Source organism: Aestuariibius sp. HNIBRBA575 (genome assembly GCF_040932005.1).
Lineage (GTDB): Bacteria > Pseudomonadota > Alphaproteobacteria > Rhodobacterales > Rhodobacteraceae > CANLNM01.
In genome coordinates this window covers 887,472-901,934 of the sequence record NZ_CP162414.1, presented here as the reverse complement: position 1 = coordinate 901,934, position 14,463 = coordinate 887,472, and the positions used below count along the sequence as shown (strand labels likewise).

Genomic DNA, 14,463 nt, shown 5'->3' with positions numbered 1-14,463 from the left:
TCTTTTTCTTGCGCAATTAGCTTTTGCACAATTGGCCCCATCTGCGCGTTGATGTTGGTGGCCCCCATCGGGGCGGCGGCGCAGAACCTGGGTGACACAGACCAACCTGACAAAGGCTGGCTGGTTGAACTGTTACAAGACAACCTGTCAGATGCCGGGCGAGACGTGCAAATTGACGGGTTTCGCGGCGCGCTTTCATCCACCGCCGAGATCGACAAACTGACCATTTCGGATGTGGATGGCGCGTGGCTGATCGCGCAGAACCTGTCACTGGATTGGGATCGCGCGGCTTTGTTTAATGGCGTTTTGGATGTCACATCATTGCGTGCGGACCACATCCATATCTTACGCGCGCCGGTGCCCGACCCCAATGCCCCGATCGCGTTGCCCACGGCCACCGCCACGCCCTTTTCCCTGCCCGACCTGCCCATTGCCATCAAACTGGATGCGTTGAACATCCAAGATATCCAACTGGACGCAGCCCTATTGGGTCAGGAAATGCACCTGCAACTCAGCGGCAATGCAAATCTGGAAAACGGAGCAGGCACAACAGCGTTTCAGGCGCGTCGAATTGATGAACGCGCCGATCAGTTTGACATTTCCGGGCAATATTCCAATGCAACGGGGCAATTGCAGCTCGCGATGCAATTGACCGAAGCTGCGGGTGGTCTGGTATCCAAAGTGATTGGACTGCCCGGCGAACCATCGATTGATTTGGATTTGGACGGCGCAGGAACGCTGGACGATTTTGTCGCGTCATTGCGTCTGGCCACGGATGGACAGGATCGCGTGACCGGCCAGCTTAACATCCTTCAGGATGCGGCCACACAGGATCGCCGTTTGAATGTCGATATTGGTGGCGATGTTACCGCGCTGTTTGCCCCGCAATATCAGGCGTTTTTTGGCCCTGACACGTCTTTGCGCGCCCAGACCCAGCGTCAGGCGGATGGGACCCTGAAACTAACGGATTTGGACCTGCGTGCACGCGCCATCACTCTGTCCGGTCAGGCTGAAATCAGCCCCGAAGGCTGGCCAAAACATTTGCAACTTACCGGTCAGATATCGGACCCAGCGGGGGTCGTGACCCTTCCTATTCCGGGCGATGTCACACAGGTTGCAGCCGCGGACATATCGCTCAGCTTTGATGCTGAGGCGGGCCAGCAATGGTCGCTGGTCAGTGATGTTCGGCACCTTGATCGTCCTGACATGCAAATTCAGTCCCTGACTTTGTCCGCCAATGGTGTTTTGGAAAATGGCGATGGAGCCCAAATCGGGGCGGTGACGGCGGGCCTGTCGTTTGGGGCTGATGGCCTGACCTTGGCCGATCCCGCCTTGCAGCAGGCCCTCGGCGATCGGATCAGCGGCTTGATGGACCTGAACTGGACCGAAAACGCACCGCTGCAAGTGCCGCAAATCCTGTTATTGGGCGCGGGCGTCGAAATTTTGGCCGATGCCAGCATCCATGATGGGCAGGTGAACACAAATGTTCTGGCCTCGGCGCGCAATTTTGACCGGTTTTCCGGCCTTGCGGGGATGGATCTGACCGGTGCGGGCGATGTGACATTGTCCGGCACGCTGACCCCTCTTGCGCGATCCTTTGATCTGTTGATCACGGCCAACACGGATGATCTGGGCCTCGGCCAGCCCCGGCTTGATCCGCTTTTACGTGGGCCCAGCCGCGCGGCGATGCATGTGGTGCGCGACCAGACCGGCACCCAGATTGACGGGCTGACCTTGCGCAACGGCATGTTGTCGCTGAACGGGTCGGTTGATTTACAGCCAGATAGTATAGAGGCCCATATCGATGCAGCCCTCAGCGATCTGGCCCCTGTCATCCCCGGACTATCCGGCCCTGCCCGACTGAACGGGGATGTGACCCAAATTCAGGATGGATCTGCCAAGGCCGACCTGTCCCTGACCGCACCGGGCACCGATCTGACCATCACTGCCAGCATGGCCCCGCGGGCGGACGCCTATGAAACCAAGGGCCAAATTTCCGGTCGGATCGACAATCTGCGCCCCTATGGGGCCGTTATTGGGCAAACGTTGAACGGCGGCGCATCCGTGACGGCGCAAATCACCGCCCAGCCGACTGAACGATCTGCGCAAATCACACTGGAAGGTCAAACCACCGATATCGGCATGGGCGACGCCCAAATTGACCAAGTGCTGCGCGGCATTGGCGCCCTGTCAGCCGAGATCGACATCACGGATCAAACCAACCTGACTGTCACAAACCTGCGCGCCACATTTCCCAATCTGACCGCGTCTGGCGCGTTTTCCACCGATGGCGTGACCGGCAACAGCCAGTTTCAGGCGCGGCTGCGCGATATTGGCCTGTTTGCCCCCGGATTGAACGGCGCAGTCACCGCCCAAGGCACCGCCACATTGCGCCGCGATGGTGTATGGCAGATCGCCGCGCAATCCAGCGGCCCCGGATCCGCGGGCATGAATGTTGCCGGGGATGTAACCGCCAGCGGGCTTTTGGATTTGGGCCTGACGGGCAATGTGCCGCTGGGGCTGATCAACGGCTATATCGAACCGCGCCGGATTGATGGCACGGCCCGCCTTGATTTGCGTCTACAGGGCCCCGCCGGGATCAACGCCGTCTCAGGGGATGTGCGGATTGATGATACCGGGCTTTCGCTTCCGACGATTGGGCGCGCTTTGCGCCAGATCAACGGCGTGGTGACCCTGCGCGCGGGGCAAGCCACCCTAGCGATCACCGGGGACGACACCAAAGGCGGCGCGGTTGAAGTGTCCGGATCGGTGGGGCTTGCGGTTCCGTTTGTGGCAGATTTAGACGCGCAAATCGACGGTTTGGTTCTGCGCGATCCAACCCTTTATGATACGCGTCTGGATGGCCGGATCACCGCACAGGGGCCGTTGGCCGGTGGGGCGTCCATCATTGGCGACATGAATTTGGGCCGCACCGAATTGCAAATCCCGTCCTCCAGCATTTCGATTTTGGGGGAATTGCCCGACATCACCCATTTGGGCGCAGCGCCGGATGTCCAACAAACCCTCGCACGCGCCGGACTAAGCCTGCGCCCAGTACGCAGCGCCCCGACCACCGCACGGCCCTATGATCTGGACCTGTCGATCAATGCCCCGTCCCGGATTTTTGTGCGCGGGCGTGGTCTGGATGCAGAACTAGGCGGCACGCTGCGTTTAACTGGCACCACCCATAATATGGTCCCGTTGGGGGAATTTTCCCTGATCCGTGGTCGCATTGATATTTTGCAGCAGCGGTTTGACCTCACCAAAGGCGCCGCCCGGATCGAAGGTGACTTTTCCCCGTTTCTGACATTGACCGCCGTGACCGAAACCGAGGACGGGATCGAGGTGCAGATCACCCTCGAAGGACCGGCCGACAGTCCCAGCATCACGTTCACCTCTTCGCCGGAATTGCCACAAGACGAAGTGTTGGCGCATCTGCTGTTTGGTCGCAACCTGACCGAAATTTCAGCCCTGCAAGCCGTGCAATTGGCCTCTGCGATTTCGACACTTGCCGGGCGCGGCAATGGTGGCGTCATAAATCAGTTCCGCGAAAGCGTTGGTTTGGACGATCTGGACATCACCGCTGACGACCAGGGCAACGCCGCCGTGCGCGCCGGCGCCTATGTCAGCGAAAACGTCTATACAAATGTGACGATCGACAGCTCCGGCACCACAGAAATCGAGCTGAACCTCGATGTGACCGATGATGTGACCGTGCGCGGACGCACCACATCTGATGGGGAAACGGCCTTGGGTATCTTTTATGAGCGGGATTATTAAAAAATCCCCCTTCTCTTGCTCCCTTTTGCGTGAAAACCAGCAACAAAAGCCGCCAAAACCCTGATCACATTTTTTCTAGCAAAAAAATTTCATCCAAATGTTACAACTAAACCGGTCGGTTCAGAACGCCATTCGCGCATCTGCGCACCAATTCCGTGCGCGCCCCCACAGAACCCCGACCCCCGGGTCGGTTTGCGCGGATTTCAAGCTTTGTTTCAAAGAAAAATCCATCCCATTTCTGTGATCAGCCCCCCCCTTTTAATCCCGCCAAACATGCCCCAAATCCTAATCATCGAAACGCGGTTCCTCCCGCCGCACACAATCAGGCAAATCGCCTAACACACAGACACACAAAGGAAATATAATGACTAAATTCGCACTTATCGCCGCCCTGACTGCTTCTGTAGCTGCCGCTTCTGCTGCTTCCGCTGACAGCAACTTCTCTTTTGACGCCGCACAAAACTCTGGTTCGATTTTGGAACTGGGCGTTGTGAACTCCGCCGCTGACGGCGTGATCGAAGTCTACGATTACCGCTTGGGCGAGCAGGGCAAATTGCTGGCCGTAGAGAGCGTCCACGCCGGCGCAAACCGCGACACACGCATCAACCTGAACTCTGAGCCCTTCGGCGACGTTCTGGCCGTGCTGAAATCCGGCGGCCAAGTTCTGGCAACACAACAGGTCGACGTCCGCGCAAACTAAGCGCTACGCCACCACTCACGAAAGGGTCGCCCAAACGGGCGGCCCTTTTGCGTTTTAACCCGGTCATTTTGACTCCATAAAAAAGGGCGCACAGATTTATCTGCGCGCCCTTTTGTTGTCAGTTCTGACCTTAGGTGTTGGCCATCAACCCGGCACTGCCCAAATCCGCGTCATGTTCAGCCACAAAATGGCTGGGCGTCACTTCGACCAATTGCGGGCGATATTGTTGTGCATCCGGATCATCGATCAGCTTGGATTTCAGGAACCGCAACGGGGCGCGACTGTCCAGCGGGCTGGGCAGGTCCCCCTCTAGGCGGATGCGTTCGCGGGCCCGTTCCAGTTTTGGATCCGCATTGGGCACCGCCGCGATCAGCGCTTTGGTATAGGGGTGGCGCGCATCCTCATAGATGTCGTGCCGCGTGGCAAATTCGACCACCCGCCCCAGATACAGCACCATGACCCGGTGACTGACTTCGCGCACCACCGACAGGTCGTGACTGATGAAAATCATCGTCAGGCCCATGGATTTTTGCAGCTCAATCAGCAAATCAACCACTTGCGCCTGCACAGACACGTCCAATGCCGACACGGCTTCGTCACAGATCACCAGTTTCGGCCCCAAAATCATCGCCCGCGCAATGCCGACACGCTGGTTCTGACCGCCCGACAATTCATGCGGATAGCGATTGATCAGCGCCACATCCAGCCCCACTTTGGGCATCATGTCCCGCACCATTTCTTCGCGTTGTTTGCGGTTCAGATCACTGCGATGGATCGACAAAGGTTCGGCAATCGACGACCCGATGGTCATGCGTGGATCAAGGCTGGCCAGTGGATCCTGAAACACGATTTGCAGCTCATCACGCAGGGCGCGCATTTGCTGGCGATCGGCCTTGGAAATGTCGCGGCCCAGCCACGCCACGGTGCCATCGGTCGGTGGGATCAGGTTCAACACCCCGCGCGCCAAAGTGGATTTGCCACAACCGGATTCCCCCACAACGCCCAGCGTTTCCCCGGGACGCAGATCAAAGGACACGCCATCAACCGCGCGCAGCATTTTGGTGCGCCCAAACAGCCCGCCCGACATTTTAATCGGGAAATGGATGTTCATGTCTTGCACTGTCAGGATCGGGTCGACGTCGTCCGCTTGGGCGGGACCAATCGCAGGCCGTCCACGACGGTCGGGCTGATCAATACGCGGGACAGATTCCAGCAGCATTTTGGTGTAGTCATGCTGCGGATTGTAGAAAATGTCATCCACCGTGCCGGTTTCGACCACTTCACCATGACGCATCACGATGATGCGGTCACACATGCGCGCCACAACCCCCATATCATGGGTGATCAACGCAATGCCGGTATTGGTTTCGTGCTTTAACTCGTCCATTAATTCAAGCACTTGCGCCTGAACCGTCACATCCAGTGCCGTGGTGGGTTCATCCGCAAATAACAGCCGCGGACCACAGAGCATCGCCATCGCGATCATCACGCGCTGGCGCATTCCGCCGGACAATTCATGCGGATATTGACGCAGACGGCGCGCGGCTTCGGGGATGCGCACCTTTTCCAGCCATTCAATACAGAACTGATCTGCGGCACGGCCTGACAGGCCTTTGTGCAGCTGCAGAACCTCGCGCATTTGCTGGCCCACGGTCAGCTGCGGGGTCAGCGACGTCAGCGGATCCTGAAAAATCATCGACATTTTGGCACCGCGGACCCGTGAGAGGTCCGTTTTCGACATGTCCAGCATATCTGCGCCGTCAAACAGGATTTCCCCTGTGGCCATGCCATTGCCCGCCAACAGGCGCATCGCGGCCAGCGCGGATTGGGATTTGCCCGATCCACTTTCGCCAACGATGCCCAGACATTCGCCCGGATGCACATCAAAGCTGATGTTTTTGACCGCGTGGACCACGGAATCGGGGGTGGCAAATTCTACGTTCAGATTGCGCACCGATAGGATTGGATCATGCATATCAGCGGTCCTTTGGATCAAGCGCGTCCCGCAGGCCATCGCCCACAAAGAACAACGCAAACAACGTCACAAGGAAAGAGCCCAGCGGAAAGGCCAGCATCCACGGGGTCTTATTGTGGATCTGTGCCACGCCCCCTTGCAGCAACGCGCCCAGCGATGTGGCCGGTTCCTGAATGCCCAGCCCCAGATAGGAAATGAAGCTTTCAAAGATGATCATTTGCGGCACCAAAAGCGACGCATAAACGATCACAATCCCAGCCAGATTTGGCACGATGTGACGCAGGATAATCATCGCGCGCGACGCCCCCATCGCATGGGCGGCTTCGACAAATTCCTTGTTTTTGATGGTCAGGGTCTGCCCCCGCGCAATCCGCGCCATATCCAGCCACGAAATCATCCCGATGCCGATAAACAGCATCAGCATAGACCGGCCAAAGATCACCAGCATCAGGATCAGCACAAACATAAACGGGATCGACATCAGCACATCGACGATGCGCATCATCCAGTTATCCGTGCGCCCGCCCACAAAGCCAGCCGTGGCCCCATAAAGCGTGCCAAACACCACCGCGACCAACGCGCCGACGATGCCAACCAGCAACGAAATCCGGGTGCCCATCACCGTGCGCGCAAATAAATCGCGCCCGTCATTATCCACCCCGAAAAAGTGGCCGGTTTCAATGGATGGCACGCCGCGATAGGCATTGGCGCCCATCAGGCTGAAATCCACATGGTCCGGTTCAAATTGCGCCAGCATTTGCCCGAAAAAGGCAAAGACCATGATCGCGACCAGAATGATCAGACTGATCATCGCCGCTTTGTTGCGCAGGAAACGCCCGCGCGCATCCTGCCACAGGGACCGCCCTTGGACGGGCAACGGTGCCTCGGCCAGTTTGGCGGCTGTTGAACGATTAGCAAGCATGTCCCAGCCCCCTTAGTAGCGGATTTTCGGGTCGATCCACGCATAGAGGATATCGACCAACAGGTTGAACGCGACCGTCAAAACACCCACCAGAATGGTGATGCCCATGATCACGGCATAGTCCCGGTTAAAGGCTGAGTTCACGAAAAACTGCCCCATCCCACCGGTAGAGAAAATGATGTCGACCACAACGGACCCGGTCACCATCCCCACCATGGCCGGCCCCAGATAGGAAATCACCGGCAGCAAGGCGGGTTTAAACGCATGGCGCAGGATTACGGTGCGCATCGGCAGGCCCTTGGCTTGGGCGGTGCGGATGAAGTTGGAATTCATCACTTCGAGCATCGAAGACCGCATGATCCGCGTGATCGACGCCATATAGGACGTCGATAGCGCGATCACCGGCATGATCACATGGTTCCATTGGCCGCCATTCCAGCCGCCACCGGGCAACCAGCCCAGCCATAGGGTGAAAATGATCACCAAAATCGGCGCCATCACAAAGTTTGGCAGCGCCTGTGCGCCGATGGATGTGCCCACGGCGAAATAGTCGATCCAAGTGTTCTGCCGGATCGCGGCAAAGGTGCCCAGCGTCACGCCCACAACAAACGCGGCAAATGCGGACCAGGCCCCATAGGTCAGGGTCACAGGGAACCCTTGGGCGATCACGTCATTGACGGTTCTGTCGGTATATTGAAACGAAGGTCCGAAATCGAACTGGGTCACAATCCGCCAGATATAATCCAGCATTTGTTTCCAGACGGGCTGATCCAAACCAAATTTGGCTTCGATATTGGCCATGACTTCGGGGGGTAAAGGACGTTCAGAGTTAAACGGACCACCGGGGGCCGTATACATCAGAATGAACGAAAAGACGATCAAAATCAGGATCGTCGGGACGGCAATGGCAAGCCGTCGAAGGATATAGCTGATCATTTGTTTAATCCGCACAATGTGCGACCCCCGCGTCCCAAATGGCACGCGGGGGTCTGTTTCAGAAGGTCTTATTCAGCGACTTTGTACAGATCGCGGGAATACCAATTCTGTTCCACATTGTTCACCGGCCAAGAGCCGACAACGCTGTCATCCAGCATGTAAACGCCAGCGTAGTGATAGACAGGGATCACGGGCATTTCTGCTGCGATGATCTCTTCTACTTTGGTGTAGTTTTCTTGGGGATTATCCGCAGTGCGTGCGCCCTGCATCAGATCATCCACCATAGCGTTGGCGTATTTGGCGTCGTTATAGCCTGAATCGGACTGTAGCAGATCCAGGAATGTGGACGCTTCGTTATAGTCGCCACACCATGCGCCACGGGCCAGTTCGAAATCGCCATTGCCGCGGGCTTCGAGGAAGGTTTGCCATTCTTGGTTGGCCAGGGTTGCCTCGACGCCCAGTGTTTGTTTCCACATCTGGGACATGGCCACAGCCACCGAACGGTGGGCTTCTGAGGTGTTATAAACCATCTCAAAGGCCAGTGGGTTGTCTTCGCCATAGCCTGCTTCGGCCAGCAATTCCTGCGCACGTGCATCACGTTCCGCTTGGGACATTGCCGCCATTTCGACCTCTGGTGTTGCAAACCCAGCGGTCGCAGCGGGCGTAAAGGAATACGCCGCAGTCTGACCACCGGCCAGCACGTTTTCAACGATCACATCGCGGTTCACAGCCAAGGCCAGCGCCTGACGGACACGCACGTCTTTGAACGCTTCTGGGCCATCTTCACGCAGGTTGAATGTGTAATAATAGTTACACAAACGTGGGAAGCTCACGGCCTCTTCTGGGTGCTCTTCGCTTAGACGTGGGAACTGACCGGCGGGCACTTCTGTGCGGTCCAGTTCGCCAGCCAAGAAACGGGTCAGCGCTTGGTTTTCATCATTGATGATCAGGGCTGTGACTTCGTTGATGATGGTGGCGTCGTTGTTCCAGTACATGTCATTGCGCACGCGCACGGACCGTTCCTGTGGGATATGTTCCTTCAAAACATACGCGCCGTTGGACACGATGTTTTCAGGGTTGGTCCATTCATCGCCATACTCAGCCAAAACAGCCTGCGGCACGGGGAATGTGGTGGTGTGTGTGGTCATCTGCGGGAAATACGGCAGTGGCGTGGACAGGCGGACTTCTAACGTTTGGTCGTCAATCGCTGTCACACCCAGGCTGTCAGGTTCGGCTTCGCCCGCGATGATTTGGGATGCGTTTTCCAGCGACATCAGTTCAACATACCACGCATAGGGGGATGCGGTTTCTGGGGTCGCGGCGCGTTTCCATGCGAATTCAAAATCGCTGGCGGTGACGGTTTCACCGTTGGACCACTTCGCCTCTGGGCGCAGGTGGAATGTGTAGGTCATTTTGTCGTCGGAAACGTCAAAACCGGTTGCAACGCCCGGGATCAGATTGCCGTCGGCGTCTTGGTTCATCAGGCCTTCAAACAGGTCGCGCACGATTTCGGCGCCAGACACGTCTTCTACGATGCCGGGATCGACGGAACTATGTTCGTCCAGAACCCGGTATACAAAAGTCTGTTCTGCGGCCAATGTTTCGCCGGTGACCGGATGGGTCGCGTGACCGTCAGCAAAGGCCAATCCGCCCATCCCGATCAGTGCCGCAGCGGTTGTCGCCTTGAGTGTTGTTTTGATTGTCATGTGTAGCTCCCTTGTCAGTCCATTTAGGATCTTGAACTTAGACATGCGGATAAAATGCACGTCATAATGGTGTGATCCTTTGGCGAAGTGCCCGAAATGGCAAGTACGACGCCACGAGACATGGCGTTTTGACGTGTGTCAAAAACTGCGCGAAATGGGTCATTTCTTTGCAACTTCACAAAACGTTTCTGCTTTGTGTCACAAATGTTCTAACTTTGTGAAATTTCATCACCATATAATTTCTGAATTCACATGCCGGAAATGTACGTTTTTACAGCGCGTTACACTAAACCATGCGTTTAGTTGCAAAAAAAACCGACTTTTCTTGAGTCATTTGGTAACTCATCTGGCCGTCGCGACAATTTGACCAAATATTCAAAAAATAACAGGCAATTTGACGACGCGCCCTTCGATATGACGATCTGGGAAAACGACTCACTTTCAACGATTATCGCATTGGACGCCTGTGCGTTTACTTTCCTTTCCAGACCGGGTCGCGTTTTTCGGCAAAGGCACGCGCGCCTTCCAACTGATCCTCGGACCCATATAGGGTCTCAACGGTTTTGAACTGGCTCTTGGTGATTTTGTTCATCGCGTCCTGAAACTTCATATCCTCAGCCTCGCGCACCACTTCTTTGATGGCCGCCATCACCAACGGAGGACCAGAATCCAACAGGCGCGCCAAATCCCAAACGGAGTCCAGCAATGTTTCAGGACTGGTCACCTGTCGCAGCAATCCCCATTGCAGCGCCTCAGCCGGGTCAAACCACCGCCCTGTCAGCAACAGATCCATCGCCACGTGATAGGGGATGCGTTTGGGCAGCTTGCAGGATGCGGCATCGGCCACCGTGCCTGACCGGATTTCCGGCAGGGCAAAGCTGGCATTATGGGACGCGACAATCAAATCACAGCTCAGCGCCAGTTCCAGCCCACCGCCACAGCAGATACCGTTCACCGCCGCAATCACCGGTTTGTTCAACCCCGGCAATTCCTGCAACCCGCCAAAGCCCCCGACCCCATAATCACCATCCACAGCGTCGCCGTCGGCAGCGGCCTTTAAATCCCAACCGGGGCAGAAAAACTTATCACCTTCGGCACGCAAAATGGCCACGCGCAGGCTATCATCGTCACGAAAATCGCGAAACACCTGCCCCATGATCCGACTGGTCGCCAAATCAATGGCATTGGCTTTGGGCCGGTCTAGCGTGACTTCTAGGATGCCCCCGTCGCGGCGGGTTTTGATTGGTGTCTCAGTCATATTTTGTCCTTTCGGATGAGCGCGTCCACCGCCACAGCGCCGGAATCACAGGCCAATAGCGGATTAATTTCAATGTCTTCGATGTCGGGTGATTTATGCAATAGATCCTGCAATAACAGCGCCACATCGACCACTGCGTCGATATCCGCCGCGGGTTTGCCGCGATATCCGTGCAGCAGCGGCGCCAGTTTCAACCTGTTCAATGCAGTGCGAATGTCGGAGGGGGTAATTGGCAACACCAATGTCACCACATCAGCCAATAATTCCGCCTGCACCCCGCCAAATCCCAGCGTCAGCGTCGCGCCATACACCGCGTCACGCTGCACGGCGATGATCAATTCGGCAACGGCGCCTGTGACCATTTCTTCGGCCAGATAGCCGGTCGCGCCTTGCATCTCGGCTTGGGCGGTCACATCGGTGACGTTCAACCGCACCGCACCAGCGTCTGATTTATGGGCAAAGCCCAGCCCCTTTAGAGCCAAAGGCGGTTTTAGGGTTTTGGCCAATGGGGCCAAGGCATTCAAATCGGGCGCGACCACGCCGTTTGGCACCGCGATCCCGGCCTGCGCCAAAACCTGTTTGCCAGCGGCCTCGTCCAGCATCAGGCAATCGCGCGCGGGTTGGGCCCGCCATGGGTGCCACGCAGGCGGTGCGGGCAGGCTTGCGGCCTCAATCGCGGCCAAGGCCGTGTCCAGCCCACATAGGGGCACCACCCCTTGGGCGATTTGGCCCCCAATCCAGGTTTCGTCGTAATTTTCTGGCAAGGTTGCCACCGGAAAGGCAGGTTTTCCGGTTTCAGTGGCCGCCATTTGGATCGCGTCCAATGCCGGTTTAAATGATGCCGGATCACAGCGATCCGTGCGCGGGGGATCAACCACAAACAGACCCGCATCAAATGGGCGCAATGTCTGGGCAAAAACAGCCGCGGTTTTATCCAGATCCCCCCAGATAAAGGTGTGATAATCCAGCGGGTTCGACAGGGTCACCAGCGGCCCTAAAATGTCGCCCAGTTTTTGGGTCTGATCCACAGACAAAGGCGGAAATTCCAATTCATAGGCGGCGGCCAGATCAGAAACCAACCCCGCCTCGCCCCCCGAACAGGACAGGGAACACAACCGCCGCCCCGGCAATGGCCCATGCACATGCAGGATTTTGAGCGTTTCAATCAAAGTCGCCAAATCGCGCACTTCGCCCATGCCCGATTGCGCCAAAAACGCCGATGATGCGGCCCCGCCCCCCACCAGCGCCGCAGTATGGGACACGGCCGCCGCCGCCCCGGCTGCTGTTTTACCGGCCTTGAGCACCACAATGCCTTTGCCATCTCTGCGGGCCTGTTGGGCCAGCTGCGCCATGGCCTGCGCATCGTCGAACCCTTCTGCATAAAGCCCCAGCGCGGTGACGCGGTCATCAGCCAGCATCGCATGGGCCAATTCGGCCATGCCAACCTGTGCAGCATTGCCCAAGCAAGCCACATAGGCGATCGGCAATCCACGCGCCTGCATGGTCAGGTTGATCGCGATATTAGAGCTTTGGGATAGGATCGCCACGCCCCGATCACAGGGCAATGCGCCGTGTTGATCGGGCCAGATCACAGCCCGGTCCAGCAGGTTCAGCACGCCGTAACAATTGGGTCCCAAAACGGGCATATCCCCCGCCGCGCTGACCAATTCGGCCTGCAAATCCGCCGCGCCAGCTTCGGCCCAGCCGCTGGCAAAACAAATCGCCCCACCCGCGCCCATTGCGGACAGGTCCCGCACCACATCCACGCTGGCGCTGCGGTTCACCCCGACGAAAGTCACATCCGGCGGCATTGGCAAATCATGCACGCTGCGAAAACATGCGCGGGCCCCGATGTGATCGTGTGTAGGATGCACCGGCCAGATGTCGCCGCCAAATCCGATCCGGTCACATTGCTCAATCACATTGGCCGCCCAGACCGATCCCAGAACCGCAATGGATTTGGGGCGCAACAACGGCGTCAAATCCCGTTTTGTGTGTTGGGCCGATCCCGCTGCCAATGGCATCTCAGGCCCCCAACGGGCGCAGCAGATCGCGGCTGATGATATGGCGTTGAATTTCGCTGGTCCCATCCCAGATCCGTTCCACACGCGCATCCCGCCAGAACCGTTCAATCGGGAAATCATCCATCAGCCCCATGCCGCCGAACACCTGCAATGTAGCATCCGTCACCCGCGCCAGCATTTCCGAGGCATAAAGCTTGGCACTGGCGATTTCACGATTTGCGGGCAGGTTTTGATCCAGCCGCCATGCAGCCGCCAATGTCAGCCAATCGGCGGCATCAATTTCGGTGATCATATCCGCGATCTGAAACCCGATGCCCTGAAATTTGCCGATCGGTTGGCCGAACTGGGACCGTTCCGATGCGTATTGCAGCGCATAGTCAAAACAGCGGCGCGCGCGGCCCACACAAAACGCGGCGACCGTCAGGCGCGTGGCATAAAGCCATTCATTCATCACGGCAAAACCGCCATCAATCTCGCCCAGAACCTGCGTATCTGGCAGGCGACATGCGTCAAAGGTAAGGATGTAGTTTTTGTACCCTTTGTGGCTAACCGATTGATATCCTTCGCGCACTTCGAACCCCGGTGTGGCGCGATCCACCAGAAATGTGGTGATGCGTTTTTTGGGGCCTTTGGGCGTGTCATCCACCCCGGTTGCGATGAAAACAATAAAGAAATCCGCGTGTTCCGCCCCGGAAATGAAATGTTTGGACCCGTTGACCACCCAGTCACCGCCGTCGCGGATCGCCTGACATTTCATGCCCCGCACATCTGACCCGGCATCCGGTTCGGTCATGGCCAGCGCATCCATCCGTTCACCGCGCACAGCCGGGAATAGATAGCGTTCGCGTTGCTCAGCATTACACGCCATCAGGATGTTTTGCGGACGGCCAAAGAAATGCGTCAACGCCATGCTGCCGCGCCCCAATTCCCGCTCAACAAGCGTGACATCCAGATGGCTCAGCCCGCCGCCGCCAACTTCTGCAGGGAAATTGCAGGCATAAAACCCCAGATCGATGCATTTCTGTTTGATCTCTTGACCCAGCTCAGCGGGGACATGGCCTGTGCGTTCGATCTCTGCTTCATGTGGGTAAATCTCTTTCTCCACAAAGGTGCGCACGGTGGTGGCGATCATGTCCTGTTCTTCGGTCAGTCCGAAATGCAT

The 14,463-nt window shown here is 57.3% G+C and carries 9 protein-coding genes; 2 read left to right on the top strand and 7 right to left on the bottom strand.

The features are described from left to right. Window positions 1-51 precede the first annotated feature (51 nt). Window positions 52-3,780, top strand: a complete 3,729-nt coding sequence (locus AB1F12_RS04605) for a translocation/assembly module TamB domain-containing protein (protein ID WP_368186924.1) — start codon at window positions 52-54, stop codon at window positions 3,778-3,780. 364 nt (window positions 3,781-4,144) lie between these two features. Next, window positions 4,145-4,480, top strand: a complete 336-nt coding sequence (locus tag AB1F12_RS04600) for a hypothetical protein (RefSeq protein WP_368185114.1) — start codon at window positions 4,145-4,147, stop codon at window positions 4,478-4,480. A gap of 130 nt (window positions 4,481-4,610) precedes the next feature. Here the strand turns inward: AB1F12_RS04600 and AB1F12_RS04595 are convergent, their stop codons facing one another. The 7 genes from AB1F12_RS04595 to AB1F12_RS04565 form a co-directional block, all read right to left on the bottom strand. Continuing rightward, complete coding sequence (locus AB1F12_RS04595) at window positions 4,611-6,455, bottom strand: dipeptide ABC transporter ATP-binding protein (RefSeq protein WP_368186922.1); 1,845 nt, start codon at window positions 6,453-6,455, stop codon at window positions 4,611-4,613. Between the two features lies 1 nt (window position 6,456). Continuing rightward, the gene (locus AB1F12_RS04590; RefSeq protein WP_368186921.1) at window positions 6,457-7,377 is read right to left on the bottom strand and encodes an ABC transporter permease subunit; all 921 of its coding nucleotides are present in this window, start codon (window positions 7,375-7,377) and stop codon (window positions 6,457-6,459) included. 12 nt (window positions 7,378-7,389) lie between these two features. Then, complete coding sequence (gene oppB, locus AB1F12_RS04585; RefSeq protein WP_368186919.1) at window positions 7,390-8,313, bottom strand: oligopeptide ABC transporter permease OppB; 924 nt, start codon at window positions 8,311-8,313, stop codon at window positions 7,390-7,392. 68 nt (window positions 8,314-8,381) lie between these two features. Next, window positions 8,382-10,019 carry a peptide ABC transporter substrate-binding protein gene (locus AB1F12_RS04580; RefSeq protein ID WP_368186917.1) on the bottom strand — a complete coding sequence of 546 codons (1,638 nt, stop codon included), beginning with the start codon at window positions 10,017-10,019 and terminating at the stop codon, window positions 8,382-8,384. A gap of 472 nt (window positions 10,020-10,491) precedes the next feature. Next, window positions 10,492-11,277, bottom strand: a complete 786-nt coding sequence (locus AB1F12_RS04575; RefSeq protein WP_368186915.1) for a carnitinyl-CoA dehydratase — start codon at window positions 11,275-11,277, stop codon at window positions 10,492-10,494. Then, window positions 11,274-13,301: an acetate--CoA ligase family protein gene (locus AB1F12_RS04570; RefSeq protein WP_368186914.1), complete on the bottom strand. Its 2,028-nt coding sequence runs from the start codon at window positions 13,299-13,301 to the stop codon at window positions 11,274-11,276. Before AB1F12_RS04570 ends, AB1F12_RS04575 begins: the two co-directional genes overlap by 4 nt. Window position 13,302: 1 nt before the next feature. Then, a complete protein-coding gene (locus tag AB1F12_RS04565) occupies window positions 13,303-14,463 on the bottom strand; it encodes an acyl-CoA dehydrogenase family protein (RefSeq protein WP_368186912.1) in 1,161 nt (386 codons plus the stop codon).